Source organism: Variovorax nivicola, from assembly GCF_051216475.1.
Taxonomy (GTDB): domain Bacteria; phylum Pseudomonadota; class Gammaproteobacteria; order Burkholderiales; family Burkholderiaceae_C; genus Variovorax.
In genome coordinates, this window is the sequence record NZ_JBPJZK010000005.1 from 23,128 (window position 1) to 47,677 (window position 24,550).

The 24,550-nt window shown below is 64.9% G+C and carries 24 protein-coding genes; 14 read left to right on the top strand and 10 right to left on the bottom strand.

Translation table 11 applies throughout. The features are described from left to right. Window positions 1–121: 121 nt before the first annotated feature. Entirely contained in the window at window positions 122–1,159 is a 1,038-nt protein-coding gene (locus ACSFBF_RS20365; RefSeq protein ID WP_258350854.1) for a bifunctional riboflavin kinase/FAD synthetase, read from the bottom strand. A gap of 165 nt (window positions 1,160–1,324) precedes the next feature. On the opposite strand from ACSFBF_RS20365, the gene ACSFBF_RS20370 reads away from it, so the two are divergent. Then, window positions 1,325–1,885 (top strand): HNH endonuclease, encoded by a 561-nt coding sequence (locus ACSFBF_RS20370; RefSeq protein ID WP_093048940.1) that lies wholly within the window; start codon window positions 1,325–1,327, stop codon window positions 1,883–1,885. Between the two features lie 2 nt (window positions 1,886–1,887). Here ACSFBF_RS20370 and ACSFBF_RS20375 read toward each other — a convergent pair whose 3' ends face one another. The 4 genes from ACSFBF_RS20375 to ACSFBF_RS20390 form a co-directional block, all read right to left on the bottom strand. Beyond that, window positions 1,888–2,676: an enoyl-CoA hydratase gene (locus ACSFBF_RS20375; protein WP_435470119.1), complete on the bottom strand. Its 789-nt coding sequence runs from the start codon at window positions 2,674–2,676 to the stop codon at window positions 1,888–1,890. A gap of 13 nt (window positions 2,677–2,689) precedes the next feature. Beyond that, window positions 2,690–4,054, bottom strand: coding sequence for an alpha/beta fold hydrolase (locus ACSFBF_RS20380; protein ID WP_435470121.1), 1,365 nt, complete (start codon window positions 4,052–4,054; stop codon window positions 2,690–2,692). Between the two features lie 95 nt (window positions 4,055–4,149). Beyond that, complete coding sequence (locus ACSFBF_RS20385) at window positions 4,150–5,265, bottom strand: acyl-CoA dehydrogenase family protein (protein ID WP_435470123.1); 1,116 nt, start codon at window positions 5,263–5,265, stop codon at window positions 4,150–4,152. Between the two features lie 12 nt (window positions 5,266–5,277). Next, window positions 5,278–6,459: an acyl-CoA dehydrogenase family protein gene (locus ACSFBF_RS20390; RefSeq protein WP_435470125.1), complete on the bottom strand. Its 1,182-nt coding sequence runs from the start codon at window positions 6,457–6,459 to the stop codon at window positions 5,278–5,280. Window positions 6,460–6,591: 132 nt separating this feature from the next. Between ACSFBF_RS20390 and purN the strand changes: the two genes are divergently transcribed. After that, window positions 6,592–7,188: a phosphoribosylglycinamide formyltransferase gene (gene purN, locus ACSFBF_RS20395; protein ID WP_435470127.1), complete on the top strand. Its 597-nt coding sequence runs from the start codon at window positions 6,592–6,594 to the stop codon at window positions 7,186–7,188. Window positions 7,189–7,225: 37 nt separating this feature from the next. Continuing rightward, complete coding sequence (locus ACSFBF_RS20400; protein WP_435470129.1) at window positions 7,226–7,540, top strand: I78 family peptidase inhibitor; 315 nt, start codon at window positions 7,226–7,228, stop codon at window positions 7,538–7,540. Window positions 7,541–7,608: 68 nt separating this feature from the next. On the opposite strand, the gene ACSFBF_RS20405 is transcribed toward ACSFBF_RS20400, so the two are convergent. Continuing rightward, window positions 7,609–7,842 (bottom strand): DUF1653 domain-containing protein, encoded by a 234-nt coding sequence (locus ACSFBF_RS20405; protein WP_435470131.1) that lies wholly within the window; start codon window positions 7,840–7,842, stop codon window positions 7,609–7,611. Window positions 7,843–7,892: 50 nt separating this feature from the next. Here ACSFBF_RS20405 and ACSFBF_RS20410 point away from each other — a divergent pair, with 50 nt between their 5' ends. The 3 genes from ACSFBF_RS20410 (at window position 7,893) to ACSFBF_RS20420 (ending at window position 12,406) form a co-directional block, all read left to right on the top strand. Further along, a complete protein-coding gene (locus ACSFBF_RS20410; RefSeq protein ID WP_435470132.1) occupies window positions 7,893–9,746 on the top strand; it encodes a M48 family metallopeptidase in 1,854 nt (617 codons plus the stop codon). A 41-nt stretch (window positions 9,747–9,787) separates the two neighbouring features. Then, on the top strand, window positions 9,788–11,059 hold the full coding sequence (locus ACSFBF_RS20415) for an RsmB/NOP family class I SAM-dependent RNA methyltransferase (RefSeq protein WP_435470134.1): 1,272 nt from the start codon (window positions 9,788–9,790) through the stop codon (window positions 11,057–11,059). Between the two features lie 132 nt (window positions 11,060–11,191). Further along, window positions 11,192–12,406 (top strand): DesA family fatty acid desaturase, encoded by a 1,215-nt coding sequence (locus ACSFBF_RS20420; RefSeq protein ID WP_435470136.1) that lies wholly within the window; start codon window positions 11,192–11,194, stop codon window positions 12,404–12,406. A gap of 133 nt (window positions 12,407–12,539) precedes the next feature. On the opposite strand, the gene rpmG is transcribed toward ACSFBF_RS20420, so the two are convergent. From rpmG to trxB, 3 genes are all read right to left on the bottom strand, one after another. Continuing rightward, window positions 12,540–12,713: a 50S ribosomal protein L33 gene (gene rpmG, locus ACSFBF_RS20425; protein WP_007830291.1), complete on the bottom strand. Its 174-nt coding sequence runs from the start codon at window positions 12,711–12,713 to the stop codon at window positions 12,540–12,542. An 11-nt stretch (window positions 12,714–12,724) separates the two neighbouring features. After that, the gene (gene rpmB, locus ACSFBF_RS20430; RefSeq protein WP_007830293.1) at window positions 12,725–12,958 is read right to left on the bottom strand and encodes a 50S ribosomal protein L28; all 234 of its coding nucleotides are present in this window, start codon (window positions 12,956–12,958) and stop codon (window positions 12,725–12,727) included. A gap of 172 nt (window positions 12,959–13,130) precedes the next feature. Beyond that, complete coding sequence (trxB, locus tag ACSFBF_RS20435) at window positions 13,131–14,090, bottom strand: thioredoxin-disulfide reductase (protein ID WP_093075748.1); 960 nt, start codon at window positions 14,088–14,090, stop codon at window positions 13,131–13,133. 180 nt (window positions 14,091–14,270) lie between these two features. On the opposite strand from trxB, the gene ACSFBF_RS20440 reads away from it, so the two are divergent. From ACSFBF_RS20440 to ACSFBF_RS20475, 8 genes are all read left to right on the top strand, one after another. Next, window positions 14,271–14,945 carry a Crp/Fnr family transcriptional regulator gene (locus ACSFBF_RS20440; protein WP_093048975.1) on the top strand — a complete coding sequence of 225 codons (675 nt, stop codon included), beginning with the start codon at window positions 14,271–14,273 and terminating at the stop codon, window positions 14,943–14,945. A gap of 100 nt (window positions 14,946–15,045) precedes the next feature. Then, window positions 15,046–17,481 carry a DNA translocase FtsK gene (locus ACSFBF_RS20445; RefSeq protein WP_435470139.1) on the top strand — a complete coding sequence of 812 codons (2,436 nt, stop codon included), beginning with the start codon at window positions 15,046–15,048 and terminating at the stop codon, window positions 17,479–17,481. Window positions 17,482–17,636: 155 nt separating this feature from the next. Continuing rightward, complete coding sequence (lolA, locus tag ACSFBF_RS20450; protein ID WP_435470141.1) at window positions 17,637–18,269, top strand: outer membrane lipoprotein periplasmic chaperone LolA; 633 nt, start codon at window positions 17,637–17,639, stop codon at window positions 18,267–18,269. Between the two features lie 10 nt (window positions 18,270–18,279). After that, window positions 18,280–19,572 carry a replication-associated recombination protein A gene (locus tag ACSFBF_RS20455; protein WP_435470143.1) on the top strand — a complete coding sequence of 431 codons (1,293 nt, stop codon included), beginning with the start codon at window positions 18,280–18,282 and terminating at the stop codon, window positions 19,570–19,572. 268 nt (window positions 19,573–19,840) lie between these two features. Beyond that, window positions 19,841–20,770, top strand: a complete 930-nt coding sequence (locus ACSFBF_RS20460; protein ID WP_258350841.1) for a branched-chain amino acid ABC transporter permease — start codon at window positions 19,841–19,843, stop codon at window positions 20,768–20,770. A gap of 10 nt (window positions 20,771–20,780) precedes the next feature. Next, complete coding sequence (locus tag ACSFBF_RS20465) at window positions 20,781–21,989, top strand: branched-chain amino acid ABC transporter permease (RefSeq protein ID WP_435470146.1); 1,209 nt, start codon at window positions 20,781–20,783, stop codon at window positions 21,987–21,989. 20 nt (window positions 21,990–22,009) lie between these two features. Beyond that, complete coding sequence (locus ACSFBF_RS20470) at window positions 22,010–22,783, top strand: ABC transporter ATP-binding protein (protein WP_435470148.1); 774 nt, start codon at window positions 22,010–22,012, stop codon at window positions 22,781–22,783. A 16-nt stretch (window positions 22,784–22,799) separates the two neighbouring features. Next, complete coding sequence (locus tag ACSFBF_RS20475; RefSeq protein ID WP_435471230.1) at window positions 22,800–23,567, top strand: ABC transporter ATP-binding protein; 768 nt, start codon at window positions 22,800–22,802, stop codon at window positions 23,565–23,567. 1 nt (window position 23,568) lies between these two features. Here ACSFBF_RS20475 and ACSFBF_RS20480 read toward each other — a convergent pair whose 3' ends face one another. After that, window positions 23,569–24,546, bottom strand: a complete 978-nt coding sequence (locus ACSFBF_RS20480; RefSeq protein ID WP_435470150.1) for a Bug family tripartite tricarboxylate transporter substrate binding protein — start codon at window positions 24,544–24,546, stop codon at window positions 23,569–23,571. Window positions 24,547–24,550 lie beyond the last annotated feature (4 nt).

Sequence of the window (24,550 nt, forward strand, 5' to 3'; positions counted from 1 at the left end):
TTGGAGTGCGAAACAGGGGGCTTCGACAGGCTCAGCCCGAACTGCATGAAGCGTGTCGGTGCGGAAGGTAAAGCCGTTCGCCCTGAGCTTGTCGAAGGGCGGCAGCACGGTGCGTGCAGGGCTAAATTCGGTCGCGCGTGGTCTGGCGGTGGGTTTCGGCGTGGGTCGATGCAAAGAACGCGCGCGCATCGCGGCCATCCTTCGCGATGCCCGCAGTAAGGGCCTCGAGGCTGGTGTAGCGCAATTCGTCGTGCAGTTTGTGCAGAAGTTCCACGCGGACGATTTTACCGTAGGCCCCTTCAGCGCCCAGATGGGAGGGCCACTCCAGGCAATGAGTCTCCAGCAAAACCCGCCCGGCGTTGACGTCGTTGGCGTCCAGCGAGGGGCGTACGCCGAGGTTCGCCACGCCCGGCAGCGGCTGGTCGGCCAGGCCGTGCACCAGCACCGCGAAGATGCCGCTGGCGGCCGGTTTCCAATGCTTGAAGCGCAGGTTGAGGGTGCGGAAGCCGTCGTCCTTGCCCGGTGCCGAGGCGCCCAGCGCCCGGCCGAGCTTGCGGCCGTGGACCACGTGGCCCGAGATGGTGTATGGCCGGCCCAGCAGCGTCTGGGCGTCGGCCATGCGGCCCTCGGCCAGCGCTTCGCGCACGGCGGAACTCGAAACCCGCAGGCCGTGCACTTCGTAGCTGTTCATGCGCGCCACGTCGAAGCCGCGCGCGTCGCCGGCTGCGTCGAGCATGGCGTAGTCGCCGGCCCGCTTGGCACCGAAACGGAAGTCGTCGCCCACCAGCACGTAGCGAGCGCCCAGGCCGTCGATCAGCACGTTCTGGATGAATTCCTCGGGCGACCGGGAGGCCAGCCGGCCATCGAATGGCAGCACGATGGTCTGCGCCACGCCGCAGGCAGCCAGCTCGCTGAGCTTGTCGCGCAGCGTGCCGATGCGCGCCGGCGCCAGGTCGGGTTTCTTGGTGATCGCGGCGAAATAGTCGCGCGGATGGGGCTCGAAGGTGAGCACACAGCTCGGCAACCCGCGCTGGCGGGCTTCGGTCTGCAAGAGCGCGAGCATGGCCTGGTGGCCACGGTGCACGCCGTCGAAGTTGCCAATGGTGAGGGCGCAGGCAGGAGCTACGCCCGGGTGCCGGAAGCCGCGAAAAACCTGCATCGGTGAGTATCTTTTTGATAGCGCCTTTCGCCCGTCAAATGGGCGAATCAGGCCGATTTGTCACAAAGCCGGTATATTGTGACGTAGTGCGTTGATTGGCGTGGCCTCCAATGCGCTCCGTGTCCCTGGTCTTTCCGTGTTCTCTCACTTTTCGAGGAGGCGTGTGTGAAGGTCTTGAAGCTGTCGGCCCAAGGGCTGCCCCAGTCATGGATTTCGCTTGAACAGGCGGTGATCCACTACGCGGCGGACGAAGTTCGCTGGGAAGTGGGCGCGCAGGTGGCGGTGTTCCGTGGCGGCCATAACGCGATCACGGGCGAGCAGTCGCAGATTGCGATCAACAGCATCATCGGCACCAAGGGTGTGCCACGCATCAATCCCTTCGCGCAGCGGCCCGGGCTCACCAACAGCAAGTTGTTTTCGCGCGACCGCAACATCTGCGCTTATTGCGGCGGGCACTTCCACGAAGACGAGCTCACGCGCGAGCACATCATTCCGTTCGCCCAGAAGGGCATCGACACCTGGATGAATGTGGTCACGGCCTGCAAGCCGTGCAACCACCGCAAGAGCAGCCGTACGCCGGAGCAGGCGAACATGCCGCTGCTGTATGCGCCCTACGTGCCCAGCCTTTGGGAAGATTTCATTCTGCGAAACAGGCGCATCCTGGCCGACCAGATGGAATTCCTGATGGCGCATCTGCCGCAAAGCTCGCGGCTGCACGACACCTAGCCTCAGCGCTTCCAGTCGGGCGGGCGCTTCTCGATGAAGGCCTGAACGCCTTCCAGCGCGCTCTCGTCCATCATGTTGCAGGCCATGGTCTGGCTTGCGTCGGCCAGAGCGGCCTCGATGCCGGTTTCTAGTTGGCGGTAGAACAGGGCCTTGCCCAGAGCGAGCGCCTGTCGAGGCTTGGCGACGATGCTGGCCACCAGCGCCTCGACGGCCGCGTCGAGTTCTTGGGGCGGCGCCACACGGTTGAGCAGCCCTTTCTCGCGCGCTTCCTGCGCGCTGATGAATTCGCCCGTCACCAGCATCTCGAAGGCTTCCTTGCGACCGAGGTTGCGCGAGAGCGTGACGCTCGGCGTGGCGCAGAACAGCCCCACATTCACGCCGCTGACCGCAAAGCGCGCCTCGCTCGACGCCACCGCCAGATCGCAGACCGCAACCAGCTGGCAGCCTGCCGCCGTCGCGATGCCGTGCACGCGCGCGATCACCGGCACTGGCAGCTTCTGGATCGACAACATCATCGCGCCGCAGCGCTCGAACAGCTGCTGGTAGTAGCCGAGCGAAGGTTCGGCGCGCATTTCCTTCAGGTCGTGGCCCGCGCAGAAAGCCTTGCCCGCCGCCGCGATGATGACGGCGCGCACGGTCTGGTCAGCCGCGATCTCGCCGAGCGCCTGTTCGAGCGCACCCAGCATGCCTTCCGAGAGCGCGTTGAACGAGGCCGGTCGGTTCAGCGTCAGCGTGACCACGCCGCGCTCGTCGCGCGCCTGCAGGACGAAGGAGGTGTCCGTGTCGGTCATGGCCGCCTGTGCCTCAATAGGTCAGCTCGAGCACGGTCGTGTGTTCGCTCGTGGCCGGCCAGGTCAGGCCCGTGATGCGCTCGCCGTTGAACTCACCGCTCACAGCGCGCGGGGCGCCACCGCCCTCGATGCGCAGCCGCGATGTCGACACGCCCGCCCCCTTCGGCGGCACGCCTGCCGGCGGACTCTTGCCGTCGAAGCGCATGGTGTCGCGCTGCGCGTCGAAGTAGCCGCGCGGGCGCGTGAACACGACGACGGCGCTGGCCCCGTTGTCGGCCGGTATGACGCGCTCCGGCCGCAGGTTCACGACACTGCTGCTGCGCGGGAACGGGCTGCGGTAGATGTGCGTGGTGCCGTAGCTGGGCGTGGCCAGGACGAACTCGTAGGCCGCGTCGCCGCGCGCCTTGAAGGGGCCCCACCGGCCATCGGCGCCGACTGACTTGGTGAAGACGGCTTCGCCGAGCCGCGCGCCGGTGGCTGGGTCGACGGCATAGACGGTGACCTTCGCGCCATTCAGCGAAAGGTTTTCCGCGCCGATCGCACGGCCGTTGAGCACCACGTCAGCCTCCGCAGCGACATCCGTGCTGCGCGGCGCCTGCCCGGTCAGAAACTGCCACGTTGCAGCGAATGCGGCGGGCGAGAACGAGGTCTCGCGGTGATCGACGCGCGGCAGCACGATGTTGGTCGCGCCCTTGAGCGCCGGCCCGTCGAAGCCGATGTTCGTCGGCTTGCCGGGCGCGCCGATCCACACGCCGTCGGGCTGCGCGTACTTGTCGTTGTTGTCCGAACGCAGGGTCATCCATTTCACGCCCGGCGTGACTTCCTCGCCGTTCGGCCCCTTCGGCGCATTGAGCTGCTGCATGAAGCCCGACAAGCCCGAGAACTCGTTGTTCTCGCGAAAGCCCTTCACCGCCCAGATGCCGTGCGCCGGATTGCCGCCCAGCACCACGTGGCTCACCACGGCCGAGCCGCCGCCGTTCTGCACGTAGTTGCGGATGGTGTTGCCGCCGCGCGAGTTGCCAATCAGCACGACCTTGCTGGCGCCCGTCGCCTTCAGCACCTTGTCGACTTCCGCCTTGAGGAATACCGCCGACTCGCCGGTCGAGCTGCGCCCGGCCTGGGCCACGGCATCGTCGTCGCGTGCGACCGGGTTCGGCTGGTCGACCGTGAAGAGCCGGTCGCGCGGCCAGCCGTTCGACTCGAAGCGCCAGATCGTCGTCTGCCAGAGCGCGGCCGAGTCGCCGTTGCCGTGCATGAACACGATGGGCGGGCGCTCGGTGTACGAAGGCGTAGGGGAGGTGGCGCAGGCGGTCAGCATGGCGGTTGCGGCTGTCCCGGTGACGGCCATGGCAAGAAGAAGGGTGCGGCGGGATTGCATGTTTCGTTCCTGGGTTCCTGGAGTTTTGGGTTCCAAGTGAAAACGCCCGCCGGCGCGAAGGCGGGCGGGCGTTGGATGCTAGGGGAAAAAGTCCGTCAGGCGAAGACGCCGGCCGTGTCCTGCATGCGAGCCGACACTTCACCCAGGTGGTGCAGTGTGTCGCCGAAAGTCATTTCCATCTGCGTGAGCTTGCGGAAGTAGTGGCTGCCGATGTATTCGTCGGTCACCCCGATGCCGCCGTGCAGCTGCACTGAGTTGGCAGCCACATAGCGCATCGACACGCCGAGCTGGTACTTGGCGCGCGCCAGCGCCTGGCGGCGCTCGTCGGCCGGGGCGTTGAGCTTGAGCGTTGCGTAGTAGCTCATCGAGCGTGCGAGTTCGAGCTGCATCTTCATGTCGGCGATGCGGTGGCGCAGCGCCTGGAAGGTGGAGATCGTCACGCCGAACTGCTTGCGCTGGTTCATGTAGTCGACGGTGACGGCCACGGTCTTGTCCATCACGCCGACCGCTTCGGCGCAGGTGGCGGCAATGCCGACGTCCACGGCGTACTCGAGGGCGGCCAGGCCGTCGAGCGTTACCAGCGTGGCGTCGGCCTTGTCGAAAACGACCTCGGCTGCACGGGCGCCGTCCTGCGTGCCGTAGCCGCGCGCTTCCACGCCGCTGGCGCTGCGCTCGACCAGGAAGAGGGCGATCTTGCCGTCGACCTTGGCGGGCACCAGGAAGGCATCGGCTTCATCGCCCACGGGCACGACGCTCTTGGCGCCGTTCAGCGACCAGCCGGTGCCGGTCTTTGCTGCGTGGGCGTCGCACACGTCGAGGCGGTAACGTGCCTTGCGTTCCTGGTACGCCAGCACCACGATGGCCTGGCCGCCGGCGATGCGCGGCAGCCAGCTGTCCTTGGTGTCGGTGCCGGCATAGCCGCTGAGCACCGCGCCGGCGATCAGCGTCTGCGCGAAGGGCTCCAGCACGATGCCGCGGCCCAGCTCTTCCATCACGACCATGCCGGCCACGGGGCCCATGCCCAGGCCGCCGTCGTCCTCGCTGATGTACAGGCCGCCCAGGCCGAGTTCGGCCAGTTCGTCCCAGGCCTCGCGCGAGAAGCCGCCCTTGGCCTCGATGCCGCGGCGGCGCTCGAAGTCATAGCCCTTGTCGACCCACTTGCGAACAGCGTCGCGCAGCTGTTCCTGATCGTCGGAAAAATTGAAATCCATGTTCTTGTCTCCTCAGCCCAGAACCGTCTGCGCGACGATGTTGCGTTGCACTTCGTTCGAGCCGCCGTAGATGGTGGTCTTGCGCATGTTGAAGAAGGTCGACGTCAGCGGCGCGAGCGCCGGGTTGCCGCCCGGGAAGTTGCCTTGCCAGCCGGCTTCCATCGCTTCGCGGACCAGCGGCAGCGAATAGGGGCCGCCGGCCAGCATCATCAGTTCGCTGTAGCGCTGCTGGATCTCGCTGCCGCGGATCTTGAGCAGGCCGGCCACGTCGAGCGAGTTCTTGCCCGAGGTGGCGGCCGACAGCACGCGCAGCACCATCATCTCGAGCGCGACGATGTCGACTTCGAGTTTGGCGATCTCGTCGCGGAAGCGCTGGTCTTCGTAGACGCCTTCGCTCTTGGCGATGCGCTTGAGGCGCTCGAGCTCGCGCTTGGCGCGGTTCACGTCGGCGATGTTGGTGCGTTCGTGGGAGAGCAGGTGCTTGGCGTAGGTCCAGCCCTTGTTCTCTTCGCCGATCAGGTTCTCGGCGGGCACTTCGACGTTGTCGAAGAACACTTCGTTCACTTCATGGCCGCCGTCGAGCAGCTTGATGGGGCGCACGGTGACGCCGGGCGACTTCATGTCGAGCAGCAGAAAGCTGATGCCGGTCTGGGGCTTGCCTTCGTTGCTGGTGCGCACGAGGTTGAACATCCAGTCGCCGTATTGGCCGAGCGTGGTCCAGGTCTTCTGGCCGTTGACGATGTACTTGTCGCCCTTGCGTTCGGCTTTGGTCTTGACGGAAGCCAGATCCGAGCCCGAACCAGGTTCGCTGTAGCCCTGGCTCCACCAGACTTCGCCGCTGGCGATGCCGGGGAGGAAGCGCTTTTGCTGTTCGGCATTGCCGAAGGCCATGATCACCGGCGCGACCATCACGGGGCCGAACGGGACGATGCGCGGTGCGCCGGCGAGTGCGGTTTCTTCTTCGAACAGGTGGCGCTGCACGGCGGTCCAGCCCGGGCCGCCGAACTCGGTGGGCCAGCCGTAGCCCAGCCAGCCCTTTTTGCCGAGGATCTTGGCCCAGCCTTGCAGATCGTCGCGCGTCAGTTCGAGCGCGTTGTGCACCTTGTGCGAAATCTCCTTGGGGAGGTTTTCTTTGACCCAGGCGCGAACCTCTTCGCGGAACTTCTGTTCTTCGGGTGTGAAGCTCAAATCCATGCGTGCCTCGCTGTGTTGATCGGTTCACCGCAGACGCGGTGTGTCTCCGGAATCGTGAGTTTTAGCACGGTCGTGCTGTGATCTGGTGTCCGCGCCGCGACAAGTGGCGTGCCACGGATAATCCCGCCTCCCATGAAGAACATCGTGATCCTGATCTCCGGCGGCGGCTCCAACATGGCGGCCATCGTGCGCGCCGCCGAGCGCGACCGCTGGGCCGAGCGTTTCGGCGCCCGCATTGCCGCGGTAGTGAGCAACAAGACCGAGGCCGGCGGGCTGGCGATTGCCAAGGCCCACGGCATCGACACCGCGGTGGTTCCACACAAGGATTTCGCCTCCCGCGAGGCTTTCGACGAGGCGCTGGCGAAGGTGATTGACGGCTACGCGCCGGCGCTGGTGGTGCTGGCGGGGTTCATGCGCATTCTGACGCCGGGTTTTGTCGGCCGCTATGCCGGTCGGTTGGTGAATATCCATCCCTCGCTGCTGCCGGCGTTTCCGGGGCTCCACACGCATCAGCGCGCCATCGAGGCGGGCTGCAAGGTGGCGGGAGTGACGGTCCACCAGGTGACCACTGAACTCGACCACGGGCCGATCCTGGCGCAGGCCGTCGTGCCCGTGTTGCCTGATGACACCGCCGCCACCCTGGCCGGGCGGGTTCTGGCGCAGGAACACCTGTTGTATCCGCGTGCCATCGCTGGATGGCTGTCAGATACATCGAGTCACAAACCTTAAAGTTGTTTATATTCGCGGGTTTTCGGGAGTCCAGAAAGTGAAAACCAAATCGTTGCTGTTGGCCGTTGCCGGCGCTGCCCTGATGGCGGGCTGTGCCGCTCCGGCGCCCGCGCCCGCGCCGGCACCTGCGCCGCCGCCTGAACCGGTCTACCAATGCAACGCAGATGGCGCCCGCTTTGCCGTAGGCCAGCCGCTGACGCCCCAGCTCGAAGCCGCCGCCCGCGTGCGTTCGGGCGCCGGAATCTTGCGCGTGCTGAAGCCTGGCGATGCGGCCACGATGGAACTCAATGGCGGACGGCTCAATCTCGATGTCGACGCTCGCGGCCGCGTGACGGAAGTCCGCTGCGGTTGATGGAATGTGGTTGCTACTGAAAATGTAGCGACCTATCGAGCCAGGACGGGCGTGCGCTGCTTGACCGGCTAGATCGGAATAAATCTTCGCCGGGGCATGCCGTCAATCTCGACGGTTTCGCCGAACATGGCGGCTGGCCGGACCCAGAGGCCATGGGCGCCATACAGGGCGCGGTACAGCGTCATCGGCTCCAGTGTTTCGCTATGGCGTACGGTGCCGAGCACTTCGTACTCGCCGCCCTTGTAGTGGCGGTAGCGGCCAAGGGGCGTTTCGATCAGGGGTGGGAGGTCTTCGTCGTTCAACGGGGCTTCTTTCTTCAAAAACTGTCGGGGCTTGATTTGACGGGAGTCGGATGGATCGCGCTGATTTTGTTCACCTGGTTCGACTGAGCGAGCATGCCAGTGCGGACGACAGTGCGCGCTATCGACGCAGCGTCGCGGCCTTTGCCGCGCTCGGCTACCTGTGGGTGCTGGGCTGCCTCGGACTCTCGGTGGGCCTCATCGTCTGGGTGATTTCCTCGATAGGGGAGGAGCGATTCGGCTTCACGCGAGGCTGGCTGCTGCTGTTTGCCGCGGGGTTGCTGTGGGCCACGCTGCGCGCACTCTGGGTGCGCTTCGACGAGCCCGCGGGCGTGGAGCTCCATCGGGAAGATGCGCCGGCGCTTTTCGAGGCGCTGGACCGTATTCGCAGCAAGATCAAGGGGCCGCCGGTCCACCATGTCTATCTCGACGACGAATTCAACGCCAGCATCCGGCAAGTGCCGCGCTTCGGGCTGTTTGGCGGTGCGGTCAACTCGCTGAGCATCGGCCTGCCGCTCTTGATGATGCTCGACCGGCGGCGGCTGCTGTCGGTGCTGGCGCACGAGTACGGTCATCTGCGTGGCAATCATGGCAAGCTGAGCGCGTGGATCTACCGCACCCGGCTGTCATGGCTCAAGCTCGACGCCAATCTGCAGCGCAACGAGGGCGTGATGGCGCTGTTCTCGCAGGCCTTCTTCCGCTGGTACTTCCCGCGTTTCGCGGCCAAGACTTTCGCGCTGGCTCGCCAGGACGAGTACGAGGCCGACCGCATCTCGGGCCGGCTGCTGGGCACCTCCGTGGCGGCGGCCGCGTTGACCGAGATCGCGATCAAGGGCAACTGGTACGCCAACGAGTTCTGGCCCTGGCACTGGGCCCGCGCCGAGCACGAGCCGCAGCCGCCGGGCCCGTTCGCAGCCCTGCGCAAGCGCGTGCGCATGCCGCCTGGCGACGACTTCGCGCGCCAGGCGCTGCGCGAGGCGATGCGCCGCGTCAGCGACCTGGAGGACACCCATCCAGTCTTGCGGGATCGTCTGGAGGCCCTCGGCCAGAAGGCGGCCATGCCCGAGTGGTCGATGCGTCCGGCACTCGAACTGCTGGCCGACCGCAAGAAGTGGATCGAGTATTTCGACAGCCAGTGGCGCCGCGCCCATGCCGCCGACTGGAAGCAGCACCATGCGCACCGGGCACGCATCCGCGAGCGCATCGCGGTGCTGGCCGCGCGCGGTGAGCGCAACACGCCGGACGAGATGGTCGAATGGGCCGATTCCGAGCGGCGGCTCGACCCGGCGGCCCCTGTGCGCTTGCGCTATGAGAGCGCCCTGCAGATCGCGCCGGAGCATCCTGGCGCCCTGCGAGGACTGGCCCAGATGCTGCCCGCAAGCGATCGCGAGGCGCGCCTTGCCGTGCTCGAGCGGCTGCACGGCTCCGGTGCTGCCAGCCGGTGGTGGGCGGCCAGGAGCGCCGTGGCCTCGCTCGAAGATCCAGACGCGGGCCCGCACGATGAAGAGGCGCTGAAGCTGTGGCGCGGCCGCCTCAAGGAAGCGGAAGAGGCCGAGGAGCGCGCCTGGGAGGAGATCACAGGCACGCCGTTCTTCAGCCAGATCTCGCGGCACGACCTCAACGACTACGAACTGGGCGAGCTGCGGGCCGACCTCGTGCGCTGCCTGCCCGCTTCGCGGGCCTGGCTGGTGCGCAAGAACTTGCGCGAATTCCCGTGGCGCCGTGCCTACATCGTGTTTATCGAGCTGCCGGGGCTCGACGACGAAGACCGCTGGAATCTGTGCCGCCAGCTGGAGCAGACCCTCACCCTGCCCGGGGCTGCGCTGGTGCTGTGGGCTGGCCATTCGCCCAAGCTGGAAGACATCGAGCGGGAAGCCTTCGGGGCGGTCTGGACGCGCGGCGTATAGCCCTTCGGGGCGGACGGGGCGGCGGCTGAGACAATCGGGGGATGCACCCCAAAGCCCTGTTGGAGGCCACCGCCGATCTGGTCGGCCTTGTCCTGAAATTCGATCACCCGGCCGACCAGGTCGTTTCGCGGTTCTTCCGCGACCACCGCGAGTTCGGTCCGCGCGAGCGCGCGACGCTTGCAGAAACTGTCTACACCGTGCTTCGCAAGAAGCTGCTGTTCGACCACCTCTCGCCCTCTGGCAGCGGTTCGAAGGAGCGCCGCATGGCGATCCTGGGCTTTCACGGCCCGCGCGACTTCTTGAAGAGCGCACTCAACGACACCGAAAAGCGCTGGCTCGACAACTGCGACGCCGTCAAGCCGGACGACCTGCTGGAGCGCCATCGCCACAACCTGCCCGAGTGGCTGGTGGCCCCGCTGAAGGCGCAACTGGGCGACGGTTTCTGGCCGCTGGTCGAAGCCCTGCAGCAGCCCGCGCCGCTCGACCTGCGCGTCAACGCGCTGACGGACAAGCGCGCCGAGGTGAAGGCTGAGCTTGCCAAGGCTGCTATCAAATCGGAAGCGACTCCGTTCTCGCCCTGGGGCTTGCGCATCGACAGCAAGCCGGCGTTGACCAAGCTGGACGCCTTTGTCCGTGGCGCCATCGAGGTGCAGGACGAGGGATCGCAACTGCTGGCGCTGCTGCTGGATGCCAAGCGCGGCGAGATGGTGGTCGATTTTTGTGCCGGCGCGGGCGGCAAGACGCTGGCCATTGGCGCGACGATGCGCAATACCGGCCGGCTGTATGCCTTCGATACGTCGGCACACCGGCTCGATGCGCTCAAGCCACGGCTGGCGCGCAGCAAGCTCTCGAACGTTCATCCGGCCGCCATTGCCCATGAGCGCGACGACCGCATCAAGCGCCTGGCGGGCAAGATCGACCGCGTGCTGGTCGACGCGCCCTGCTCGGGGCTGGGCACGCTGCGGCGCAATCCCGACCTGAAATGGCGCCAGTCGCTCAAATCGGTCGAGGAATTGACGGTCAAGCAGACTGGCATCCTGCAAAGCGCGGCGCGGCTCGTGAAGTCGGGCGGCCGTCTGGTTTACGCCACTTGCAGCGTGCTGCCGGAGGAAAACGAGGCGATTGCGGAGGCTTTCAGCACCGCCAATCCCGATTTCGTGCCTGTGGATGTGGCGGAATTGCTGCAGGGCCTGAAAGTCGAGGGTTTCGAGGCGCTTTGCGCCGGCGGGGAGGGCGCAAAGCGCTACCTGCGGCTGTGGCCGCACCGCCATTCGACAGACGGTTTCTTTGCCGCTGTGTGGAACCGCAAATAGGGGCGGGACTCCAAACTAGGGTTAATCTGCGCTTTTCTTGAAGGTTTAAAGGCTTTGTTTTAGGCCTGCCGCTTTAAAATCGCGGGTTATCTGAAGGCTGCACCTTCGTGTGGCCATGGAGTACCTGACTCAATGTTGCTTCCTGACTCCGCCGTTTTGAACGCGGCCATCGAATGGCTCGGACACGGCCTGTGGGACATCGCATGGTGGCAAGTCGTGCTGTACACGCTCGTCACCACGCACATCACGATTGCCGCGGTCACGATTTTCCTGCACCGCACGCAAACGCACCGGGCCATGGATCTGGGCCCGATCCCGTCGCATTTCTTCCGCTTCTGGCTGTGGATCGGCACCGGCATGGTGACGAAGGAATGGGTTGCCATTCACCGCAAGCACCACGCCAAGTGCGAAACGCAGGACGACCCGCACAGTCCGCAGGTCAAGGGCATCGACGAAGTGCTCTGGCGCGGCGCCGAGCTGTATCGCGCCGAGTCGAAGAACAAGGAAACGATGGAGCGCTACGGTCACGGCACGCCCGATGACTGGATCGAGCGCAACCTGTATACGCGCTACAGCTGGCAAGGCGTGGGCCTGATGCTGGTGATCAACCTGGCTTTGTTCGGCACGCTCGGCATGGCCGTGTGGGCCGTGCAGATGCTCTGGATCCCCATCACCGCTGCCGGCGTCATCAACGGCATCGGTCACTACTGGGGTTATCGCAACTTCGAGGCGCCCGACGCCAGCCGCAACATCATGCCCTGGGGCCTGATCATCGGCGGCGAAGAGCTGCACAACAACCACCACACCTACCCGACTTCGGCCAAGTTCTCGGTCAAGAAGTACGAGTTCGACATCGGCTGGATCTACATCCAGGCGTTCCAGAAGCTGGGCTGGGCCAAGGTCAAGAAGGTGCCGCCGAAGATGCTGATGGGCGACATCCAGCCTGTAGCCAACGAGAAGACGCTCGAGGCCGTCATCGCCAATCGCTACGAAGTCATGGCAGGCTATGCGCGCGAAATGCGCCGTGCCACCAGCCAGGAGTTGGAGGCGCTGAAGACCAAGGGTGCTGACCTGTCGGTGCTCAAGGCCGCCAAGCGCTGGCTGCACCGCGACGACGACAAGGTGCCTGCCTCGGCCCGCTCGCATGTCGTGCAGGCCCGAGCCGCCCACCCGGTGCTCGACAAGATGGTCACGATGCGCGAAGAGCTGCGTCAGCTTTGGTTGAACACCTCGCAATCGCGTGAGCAGTTGGCTGCAGATCTGGCGGCTTGGTGCCATCGGGCGGAAGCCAGCGGCATTGCCGGTCTGCGCGACTTCTCGACCCGCCTGCGCGCTGCTCGCGCCTGACGCGAGCTACGCTCATCGAAAGCCGGCCTGAGGGCTGGCTTTTTTATGCCTGTCGTATTCCGGGGGGAATGACAGGCAATAAAAAACCCGCTGGGTTAGCAGCGGGTTTTTTATTGGGGAAACCGGTGCTGAATTACTTCAGCTTGATTTCCTTGTATTCGACGTGCTTACGCGCCTTCGGGTCGAACTTCATGATCGACATCTTTTCGGGCATCGTCTTCTTGTTCTTGCTGGTCGTGTAGAAGTGGCCGGTACCCGCGGTGGATTCCAGCTTGATCTTTTCGCGTCCGCCTTTGCTCGTTGCCATGTTTCAGCTCCTTAAGCTTGGCCGCGTGCACGCAGGTCTGCGAGCACGGCGTCGATGCCGTTCTTGTCGATCAGGCGCAGTGCAGCGCTCGAAACACGCAGGCGAACCCAGCGGTTTTCAGTCTCGACCCAGAAACGGCGGTATTGCAGGTTCGGCAGGAACCGGCGCTTGGTTTTGTTGTTGGCGTGGGAAACGTTGTTTCCGACCATCGGGCCTTTGCCCGTTACGTCGCATACGCGTGCCATGAGGACACTCTTTCTTGAACAGCTGGCACCGGCGCAATCAGGGCGATTGCAGGGTGTTTTGCAGCTTGACCTCGCCAGAAACGGGTGGCGGTACCCCGACTTTGCCGCGACTCGTGAGAGAGCCTTGTTTCGGCAAAGCCTTGGATTATAGCCCTTTTGGGGCCTGCATCGTCTACAGGGTGCCGTCCTGCTCCAGGAAGCGCTGGGCGTCGAGTGCTGCCATGCAGCCGGTGCCAGCGCTCGTGATGGCCTGGCGGTACACGTTGTCCTGCACATCGCCAGCGGCAAAGACGCCCGGAATGCTGGTCATCGTGGCAAAACCCTGCAGGCCCGAGCGGGTCAGGATGTAGTTGTCCTTCATCTCCAGCTGGCCCTGGAAGATGTCGGTGTTGGGGTGATGCCCGATGGCGATGAAGCAACCCTTGAGGTCGATCTGCTCGGTGGCGCCGGTTTGCGTGTTCTTGATCCGGATGCCCGTCACGCCTGAGTCGTCGCCCAGCACCTGGTCGAGTTCGTTGTGCAGCTTCAGCACGATCTTGCCTTCGGCGACCTTCTCCTTGACCTTGTCGATCAGGATGGGCTCGGCGCGGAACTTGTCCCGGCGATGGACCAGCGTCACCTTGTTCGCGATGTTGGCGAGATAGAGTGCCTCTTCGACGGCCGTGTTGCCGCCGCCGATCACGCAGACCTCCTGCTCGCGATAGAAGAAGCCGTCGCAGGTCGCGCATGCGGAGACGCCGCGTCCCATGAACTTCTGTTCGGAATCGAGGCCTAGATACTTCGCAGAAGCACCCGTGGCGATGATCAGCGAGTCGCAGGTGTAGGTGCCGCTGTCGCCGGTGAGGGTGAAGGGGCGCTTGCTCAGGTCGACCTTGTTGATATGGTCGAACACGATCTGCGTCTTGAAGCGTTCGGCGTGCTCCAGAAAGCGCTGCATCAGGTCGGGGCCCTGCACGCCATGAACGTCGGCCGGCCAGTTATCGACTTCGGTCGTGGTCATCAATTGCCCGCCCTGGGCGATACCAGTGATGAGCAGGGGCTGAAGGTTTGCGCGGGCTGCGTAGACGGCGGCGGTATAGCCGGCCGGACCGGAGCCGAGAATCAAAACCTTGGCGTGTTGGGAAGCGGACATGGGTAGAAAACCTAGGATATGCGCTGCGTCAGCGTGTACATTTTCAGGGTGGTAGCGATATATATGGAGTATCACTGCCCGGTTCAACACCGGGTGAACGGTGTTTTCAATGCGCGCGATTGTAGTAATCCATTGGCTTGCCTTCTGGAACGCTCCGTGCGCTGTCTCAGGGATTGATAAATGTCGATGCTGTCCAACCTCGAATTGCTTCGGCGCGTTCCTTTGTTCGCGTCGCTGACGGCCACGCAGTCCGCCAGCATCGCGGACGCGATCATCAAGAAGCGCTTCAAGCGCGCAGAAGTCGTCGTGGAGCAGGGCAAGAAGTCCGATGCGCTCTACATCATCCTGACCGGGCGCGCACGCGTCACCAGCGCCGACAGTCGTGGGCGCGAGGTCATCCTTGCCACGCTGCACCCCGGCGACTACCTGGGCGAGATGAGCCTGATCGACGACGAGCCGCACTCAGCCACCGTGCGCACCGAAATCCAGTGCGACGTGCTCATGCTGGGCCGCGACGCCTTCGCGCGTTGCCTGCCCGAGAACTCCTCGATGGCCTACAACATCATGCGCGGCCTGGTGCAGCGCCTGCGCCATGCCGACCGCAAGATCGAGTCGCTGGCGCTGATGGACGTCTACGGACGCGTGGCCCGTTCGCTGCTCGAATTCGCCATCGACGACGGTGCCGGCAATCTCAAGGTGCGCGACAAGATCTCCCGCCAGGACCTGGCCAAGATGGTCGGTGCCTCACGCGAAATGGTGAGCCGCGTGATGAAGGATCTCGAAGAGCGCGGCTTCGTGCAGACCATGGACGACGGATCGATGATCGTCAAGGAACGGCTCCTGTCACTGGCTTGAGCCTCCGGGGCCGGGCCCGCCGTTGCCGGCGGTCCCGGCCTTTTGTTGTAGTGTTCGTGCCTCCGGCTCTCGATTTCCCGGGCCGGGTGCCGTGTTTTTCATGACCTATTCGCTCAATACGCTTCAATCTTCTTCTGCTGCCGAGGGGCAACCCGTGCGCATGCGCGCGATGCGCTTCGCCCACGAAATCACGCTGATCGCAGGATTTGCCGCGCTGTTGTTCTGGCTGCTCGCAATGCTGAGCTTCACGCCTTCCGACGCCGCCTGGTCGACTTCTGGCACCGGGGGCGAAATCAAGAACTGGGGTGGCCGTATCGGCGCCTGGCTGGCCGATGGCAGCTACTACGTCGCAGGCTATTCCGTCTGGTGGTGCCTGTTCGCCGGGCTGCGCGCCTGGCTGTCGTCGCTGGCCAACTGGCTGCGCGGCGGTGAGCCGTCGTCCGGCGAACAACCGGCGCCGCGTGGTCGCTTCAATCGCAGCCGTCTCGCCTTCTGGTTCGGCCTCATCCTGCTGCTGTGTGCGAGCACCGTGCTCGAATGGTCTCGCCTGTACCGGCTCGAAGCCCACCTGCCGGGCTCCGGCGGCGGTGCACTGGGCTACCTCGTGGGGCCGGCCAGCGTGCGCTGGATGGGCTTCACCGGTTCGGCGCTGGTGGCCATCGCCGGCGGTGTGATCGGCTCGGCGCTGGTGTTCCGCTTCTCCTGGAGCCTGATTGCCGAGCGTATTGGCGCGCATGCCTACTCGCTGTTCGAGTCGCGCCGCGAGAAGCGCGAACTGGCCGCCGACATCGCCATGGGCAAGCAGGCCGCTCGCGAGCGTGCCGAGGCTGATGAACCGGCGTTCACGCGCGGTGGCGATCAGGGCCGGGCCGAGCCGTCGTTGGGGCCGTCGTCCGGCGCCTTCGCCGACGACGAGGAAGAAATCCGTATCGAGCCACGCCCGAAGCGCCGCCCCCCTTCGCCGCCGGTGCAGATCGAGCCCGCGATGACCGAAGTGCCCAGGAGCGACCGCGTCGTCAAGGAGCGCCAGAAGCCGCTCTTCAAGGAACTGCCCGACAGCAAGCTGCCGCAGGTCGACCTGCTCGATGCTGCGCAGACGCGCCAGGAAACGGTGTCGGCCGACACGCTCGAGATGACCTCTCGCATGATCGAGAAGAAGCTCAAGGACTTCGGCGTCGAGGTGCGCGTGGTACTGGCCTCGCCCGGCCCGGTGATCACTCGCTACGAGATCGAGCCTGCCACTGGCGTTAAGGGCTCGCAGATTCTTGGCCTGGCCAAGGACCTGGCGCGTTCGCTTTCGCTGGTGTCGATCCGCGTGGTCGAAACCATTCCGGGCAAGAACTACATGGCGCTCGAACTGCCGAACGCCAAGCGCCAGTCGATCAAGCTCAGCGAAATCCTGGGCTCGCAGATCTACAACGAAGGCAAGTCGATGCTCACCATGGGCCTCGGCAAGGACATCATCGGCAACCCCGTGGTGGCCGACCTCGCGAAGATGCCGCACGTGCTGGTGGCCGGCACCACCGGTTCGGGCAAGTCGGTCGGTATCAACGCGATGATTCTTTCGCTGCTCTACAAGGCCGAGGCACGCGACGTTCGCCTGCTGATGATCGACCCGAAGATGCTCGAAATGTCGGTCTACGAAGGCATCCCGCACCTGCTGGCGCCCGTGGTCACCGACATGCGGCAGGCTGCGCACGGCCTGAACTGGTGCGTGGCCGAGATGGAGCGCCGCTACAAGCTCATGAGCAAGCTCGGCGTGCGCAACCTGGCTGGCTACAACACCAAGATCGACGAAGCCAAGGCGCGCGAGGAGTTCATCTACAACCCCTTCAGCCTCACGCCCGACGATCCGGAGCCGCTCAAGCGCGAACCGCACATCGTCGTCGTGATCGACGAGCTGGCCGACCTGATGATGGTGGTCGGCAAGAAGATCGAAGAGCTTATCGCCCGCCTCGCGCAGAAGGCGCGCGCCGCCGGCATTCACCTCATTCTTGCCACGCAGCGCCCCAGCGTCGACGTGATCACCGGCCTCATCAAGGCGAACATCCCGACCCGCATCGCCTTCCAGGTGTCGAGCAAGATCGACAGCCGCACCATCCTCGACCAGATGGGTGCCGAAGCGCTGCTCGGTATGGGCGACATGCTCTACATGCCCAGCGGCACAGGCCTGCCGATCCGCGTGCACGGCGCCTTCGTCAGCGACGAGGAAGTGCACCGCGTGGTGGCCTACCTCAAGAGCCAGGGCGAGCCTGACTACATCGAGGGCGTGCTCGAAGGCGGTACGGTCGATGGCGACGGTGAAGGCGACCTGCTGGGCGGCAGCGACAGCGAGAAAGATCCGATGTACGACCAGGCGGTTGAGGTCGTGCTCAAGAACCGCAAGGCCAGCATCTCGCTGGTGCAGCGCCACCTGAAGATCGGCTACAACCGCGCCGCGCGCCTTGTCGAAGACATGGAAAAGGCCGGCCTCGTCAGCGCCATGAGTGGCAGCGGCCAGCGCGAAATTCTGGTGCCGGCACGCGCAGCGGAGTAATTCGCTGCGAGCTTTCGTAATTCAGGTTACGTGCTGAAAGGCAATTTGCAAAAGCGCCTTGCGGCATTGCAAATCTTCATCAAGGCCTACACCTGCCGCAATTCGCGGCGGGTAGGGTCGAAGCCCGGTGCCACAGCTATTCAGAGGAATCCAAATTGAAATTGCGTCATTGGCTATTGATCGGCCTCCTGAGTTCCGCCAACGCCTGGGCCGGCGGGCTCGAAAGCCTTGAAACCTTCGTGAAGACGGTCAAATCCGGCCGCGCCGATTTCACCCAGACCGTGACCGCCCCGGCGCGCGAAGGGCAACCGGGCCGCACCAAGACATCGACCGGCACCTTCGAATTCCAGCGCCCCGGCAAATTCAAGTTCGACTACCAGAAGCCCTTTGCGCAGAACATCGTGGCCGACGGCAAGACGCTGTGGCTCTACGACGCCGACCTGAACCAGGTCACGCAGCGCGCGCAAGCGCAGGCGCTGGGCTCCACGCCCGCGGCGCTGATTGCCGCCGCGCCCGATCTGCGAGCCTTGCAGGCCGATTTCACGCTCGAAGCCGCGCCGGAGCGCGACGGCCTGCAGTGGGTCAAGGCCACGCCGAAGAACAAGGACGGCCAGTTGCAGAGCGTGCAGGTCGGCTTCCAGGGCGAGGCATTGGCGGCGCTTGAAATCCTCGACAGCTTCGGCCAGCGCTCGGTGCTCAAGTTCAGCAAGGTCGAGGTCAACCCCTCACTGCCGGCCAGCGTGTTCGACTTCAAGCCGCCGGCTGGCGCGGACGTCGTCAAGCAATAAGCCCACAGGCTTGGCCAACACCGCCCATCAACCCCTTGCCGAGCGCCTGCGTCCCAAGACGCTGGGCGAGGTGATCGGCCAGCAGCATCTGCTCGGCCCGGGCATGCCGCTGCGTATTGCCTTCGAGTCGGGCCAGCCGCATTCCTGCATCCTCTGGGGGCCGCCGGGCACCGGCAAGACCACCATCGCGCGGCTCATGGCCGATGCCTTCGATGCGCAGTTTCTGAGTATCAGCGCGGTGCTTGGCGGCGTGAAGGACATCCGCGAAGCCGTCGAGCGCGCCACCGTCGCGCGCGACGGGCTGGAACAGCAACGCACCATCATCTTCGTGGACGAGGTGCACCGCTTCAACAAGAGCCAGCAGGATGCCTTCCTGCCGCACGTGGAGTCGGGGCTCTTCACCTTCATCGGCGCGACCACCGAGAACCCTTCGTTCGAAGTCAACTCGGCCTTGCTCTCGCGCGCCGCCGTCTACGTGCTGCAGTCGCTAGGCGAAGACGACCTCAAGCAGATCGTGGCGCGTGCGCAGGCCATCCAGGCCGTGCCCGCCATCGACGCTGCGGCGGTCGACCGCCTCGTGGCCTACGCTGACGGCGATGCGCGTCGGCTCCTCAACACCCTCGAAACACTCGCGGTAGCGGCCCGTGCCGAAAAGCTCGACCACATCACCGACGAGTGGTTGCTGCGCGTGCTCGGCGAGCGCATGCGGCGCTACGACAAGGGCGGCGAACAGTTCTACGACACCATCAGCGCACTGCACAAATCCGTGCGCGGCAGCGACCCCGATGCCGCGCTCTACTGGTTCGTGCGCATGCTCGACGGCGGCGCCGATCCGCGCTACATGGCGCGCCGGCTGGTGCGCATGGCCAGCGAAGACATCGGCCTGGCCGATCCGCGCGCGCTGCGCCTGGCGCTCGATGCGGCCGAGGTCTACGAGCGCCTCGGCACGCCCGAGGGCGAACTGGCGCTGGCCGAATGCGTGGTCTACCTCGCGATCGCGCCCAAGTCGAACGCCGTCTACAAGGCCTACAACGCGGTGCGCGCCCTCGTGAAGGCGGACAGCACACGCCCGGTGCCCATGCACCTGCGCAATGCACCCACCAAGCTCATGAAGGAGCTCGACTACGGTAAGGGTTATCGCTATGCGCACGACGAGGAGGGCGGTTTCGCCGCCGGCGAGCGCTACCTTCCCGACGGGCTGGAAGGCCAGGTTTTCTACGAACCCGTAGAGCGTGGACTCGAGATCCGCATCGCGGAAAAGCTGCGCGAACTGCGCCGCCGGAATGCCGAAGGCAACGGCTGACAAGATCGTCGATACCAGCATCGATACCGTCTTGCAGCAGCGTGCGCGCAAAGCGTGCATGACCCCACGCGCATACAGCATGACGTGAGCGGGTAAACCCCGGTCCGAGCGCACCAAATCAGCGCTGGTGCGTGCTTACAATCCCGCCCACAAATCCGCCAGCGACACATGTTGGCTGGTTTTTTGCTTGTCAGCTCAGGGGCGCCAAACCGGTGCCCTGGTGGGTGAATGGCACCCCGCAACGGTGCAACACATAGGGAATCGCGATATGGACATTTTGCTGCAGCAGATCATCAACGGTCTGGTTCTCGGCAGCATGTATGCCTTGATAGCCTTGGGCTACACCATGGTGTACGGCATCATCAATCTGATCAACTTTGCGCACGGAGAAGTGCTGATGGTCGGGGCTCTCACGAGCTGGACCATCATCGGGCTCATGAAGGACGGGATGCCCAACACACCGGGCTGGCTGATCCTCCTCATCGCGTTGATCATTGCCTGCGTCGTCGCGGCAACTCTCAACTTCGTGATCGAAAAAGTGGCCTACCGGCCACTGCGCAACAGCCCCAAGCTCGCGCCGCTGATCACCGCCATCGGCATGTCGATCCTGCTGCAGACGCTGGCAATGATCATCTGGAAACCGACCAACAAGGCGTATCCCAACCTGCTGCCGACCGACCCCATCCACGTGGGCGGGGCGGTGATCTCGCCCACGCAGGTGATGATCCTCAGCGTCACGGCGTTCTCGCTCGTGGTGCTCATGTGGCTGGTCAACTACACCAAGCTCGGCCGCGCAATGCGCGCCACCGCCGAGAACCCGCGTGTCGCCGCGCTGATGGGCATCCGCCCCGACATGGTCATCTCGGCCACCTTCATCATCGGCGCCGTGCTCGCGGCCATCGCCGGCGTGATGTATGCGTCCAACTACGGCATCGCGCAGCACGCGATGGGCTTCCTGCCCGGCCTGAAGGCTTTCACCGCGGCTGTGTTCGGCGGCATCGGCAACCTGGCTGGCGCGGTGGTCGGCGGCATCCTGCTCGGTCTCATCGAAGCCATTGGCTCGGGCTATATCGGCACCATCACGGGCGGTGTGCTGGGCAGCAACTACAGCGACATCTTCGCGTTCATCGTGCTGATCGTCATGCTCACGCTGCGTCCGTCCGGCCTGCTCGGCGAACGCGTGGCGGACCGTGCGTAAGGAGCGAGACATGAAGAACAGCAAGAACCTCGCCCTCTACGTCATCGGCATCATCGCCGTGCTCGCGCTGCCCCTGCTGCTGCAGATGCAGGGCAACGCCTGGGTGCGCATCGCCGACATCGCACTGCTCTACGTGCTGCTGGCCCTGGGCCTGAACATCGTGGTCGGCTACGCCGGCCTGCTCGACCTGGGCTACGTCGCCTTCTTCGCGGTGGGGGCCTACCTCTTCGCGCTCATGGGCTCGTCGCACCTGACCGAAACCTTCCCGTGGTTCGCCCAGATGTTCCCGAACGGCATGCACACCTCGCTGCTGATCGTGATACCGCTGGCGCTGGTGGTGGCCGGCTGTCTCGGCGTGCTGCTTGGCGCGCCCACGCTCAAGCTGCGCGGCGACTACCTCGCCATCGTCACGCTCGGCTTCGGCGAAATCATCCGCGTGTTCCTGAACAACCTCGACCAGCCGGTGAACATCACCAACGGACCGAAGGGCATCACCGCCATCGACTCCATCAAGTTCTGGGGCCTCGACCTCGGCAAGGCCTGGAAGTTCGACGGCTTCACGATCTCTTCGGTGTCGCTGTACTACTACCTGTTCCTGGCGCTTGTGGTCGCGACCGTGATCATTTCGCACCGCCTGCAGACCTCGCGCATCGGCCGCGCCTGGATGGCCATCCGCGAAGACGAAATCGCCGCCAAGGCCATGGGCATCAATACCCGCAACATGAAGCTGCTGGCTTTCGGCATGGGCGCGAGCTTCGGCGGCGTGTCGGGTGCGATGTTCGCGGCCTTCCAGGGCTTCGTATCGCCCGAGTCCTTCAGCCTGATGGAGTCGGTGATGATCGTGGCCATGGTCGTGCTTGGCGGCATCGGCCACCTGCCCGGCGTGATCCTGGGTGCCGTGCTGCTGGCAGCGTTGCCTGAAGTGCTGCGCTACGTCGCCGGTCCGCTGCAGTCGCTGACCGGTGGCCGCCTCGACGCGTCGATCCTGCGCCAGCTCTTCATCGCGCTCGCCATGATCATCATCATGCTGGTGCGTCCGCGCGGCCTCTGGCCCTCTCCGGAGCATGGCAAGACGCTGACGAAGAAGGGCGGCGTGCCCGTCGATCCGACTCATGCGGCCGTGGCCCCCGGGTCGCTGCAAACGCATGCGCCGGGCATCGACTCGCCCGCTGACGAACTGCCGGGTGCTGCTTCGCGTCCCATGTCGATCAATCCCTGAACGCCGAAGGAAGAATCAACATGACGACAGAAACCATCCTCGACGTTCGTGGCATCTCCAAGCGCTTCGGTGGGCTGCAAGCCCTGTCCGACGTGGGCATCACCATCAAGCGCGGCCAGGTCTACGGCCTGATCGGCCCCAACGGCGCCGGCAAGACCACCTTCTTCAACGTGATCACCGGCCTGTACACGCCCGACAGCGGCAGCTTCGAGCTGGCCGGCAAGCCCTACCAGCCGACGGCCGTGCACGAAGTGGCCAAGGCCGGCATTGCGCGCACCTTTCAGAACATCCGCCTGTTCGCCGAGATGACGGCGCTCGAGAACGTGATGGTCGGTCGCCACATCCGCACGAACTCGGGCGTGTTCGGCGCGATGCTGCGCACCGGCAGTTTCAAAGCCGAAGAGAAGGCCATTGCCGACCGCGCGCACGAACTGCTCGACTACGTGGGCATTGGCAAGTTCGCCGACTACAAGGCGCGCACGCTGTCGTACGGCGACCAGCGCCGCCTCGAAATTGCACGCGCACTGGCCACCGACCCGCAGCTCATCGCGCTGGACGAACCCGCCGCCGGCATGAACTCGACCGAGAAGGTGCTGCTGCGCGAACTGATCGACCGCATCCGCAAGGACGACCGCACCATCCTGATCATCGAACACGACGTCAAGCTCATCATGGGCCTGTGCGACCGCGTCACCGTGCTGGACTACGGCAAGCAGATTGCCGAAGGTACGCCAGCCGACGTGCAGAAGAATGAAAAAGTGATTGAGGCCTATCTCGGCACGGGAGGCCACTGAAATGAGCACCGCAACCATGACAAGTGCTGAAGAAGCAACCCGAGCCACTGCCGCACAAGCCAAAACCACCGGCAAGACGCTGTTGAAGGTCAACGGTCTGAAGGTCGGCTATGGCGGCATCCAGGCCGTCAAGGGCGTGGACTTCGAAGTGCGCGAAGGCGAACTGGTCTCGCTGATCGGCTCCAACGGCGCCGGCAAGACCACCACCATGAAGGCCATCACCGGCACGCTGCCGGCCGGAGCCGGCAGCATCGAATTCCTGGGCCGCAGCATCAAGGGCCGCGGCGCCTGGGACCTGGTGGAAGAGGGCCTCGTGATGGTGCCCGAAGGTCGTGGCGTGTTCACGCGCATGACCATCACCGAGAACCTGCAGATCGGCGCCTACATCCGCAAGGACAAGGCCGCCATCGCGAGCGACATGGAGCGCGTGTTCGTCACCTTCCCGCGCCTGCGCGAGCGCAAGGACCAGCTGGCCGGCACCATGTCGGGCGGCGAGCAGCAGATGCTGGCCATGGGCCGCGCGCTGATGGCGCGCCCCAAGGTGCTGCTGCTGGACGAACCCACCATGGGCCTGTCGCCGATCATGTGCGACAAGATCTTCGAGGTGGTGCAGACCGTGGCCTCGCAGGGCGTGACCATCCTGCTGGTGGAGCAGAACGCCAACCGCGCGCTGCAGTTGGCCGACCGTGGCTACGTGATGGAGTCGGGGCTCATCACCATGAACGGTGATGCGAAAGAGCTGCTGAGCGACCCGCGCGTGCGGGCCGCTTACTTGGGCGAATAACTCAGTCGACCTTCGCGCCGGTGGCTTTCACCACCGCTTCGTACTTCGAGAGTTCGGTCTTCATGAAAGCGCCGAACTGCTCCGGCGAGCTGGCCACCGGCTCCGCCAGCAGTCCGGCGAAGCGCGTCTTCGTTTCCGGTGCATTCAGCGCTGCCACGAAGGCCTGATTGAGCTTCACGACCACGTCGTGCGGCGTACCCGCCGGCGCGACCAGGCCCCACCATGTGTCGATGGAGAAGCCCTTGAGCGTGTCGGCGATGGGCGGCACGTCGGGCAGCGAGGCGCTGCGCTGCAGCGTCGTCACCGCAATCGCCTTCAGCTTGCCCGAGCGGATGTTCGGTGCGGCGGTGGCGAGGTTGTCGAAGTTGAAATCGACCTGCCCCGAGATCAGCGCCAGCTGCGCCGGGCTGCCGCCGTTGTACGGAATGTGCAGCGCGAAGATGCCCGCTTCCTTCTTGAACAGCTCGCCCGCGAGGTGGCCGGCGCTGCCGTTGCCACCGCTGCCGTAGTTGAGCTTGGCCGGGTTGGCCTTGGCGTAGCGGATCAGGTCGGCCACGCTGTTGATGTTCAGGCGCTTGGCCGTGTCGGCATTCATCACCAGCACGTTGGGCACGCGGACCATCTGCGTGATCGGCGCGAAGTCGGTCGCGGCGTTGAACGGAATCTTGTTGTAGAGCCACGGGTTCACCGCGTTGGTAGCGGTGGCCGCGATGCCGATCGTCAGGCCGTCGGCAGGTGCCTTCGCCACGATGTCGGCGCCGATGTTGCCGCCCGCACCGGGCTTGTTGTCGATGATGACCGGGCCCAGCGTGTCCTTGACGCGTTCGGCAAGGATGCGCGCCGTGTTGTCGATCGGGCCGCCGGCTGCGTAGGGAACGACGAGGCGGATGGGGCGCTGTTGCTGCGCTGTGGCCTGGCCGGCGCCCAGCAGGGCCGTGGCGCTTGCGATCAGGGTGAGAAGGAAGTGTCTCGTTTTCATTTTT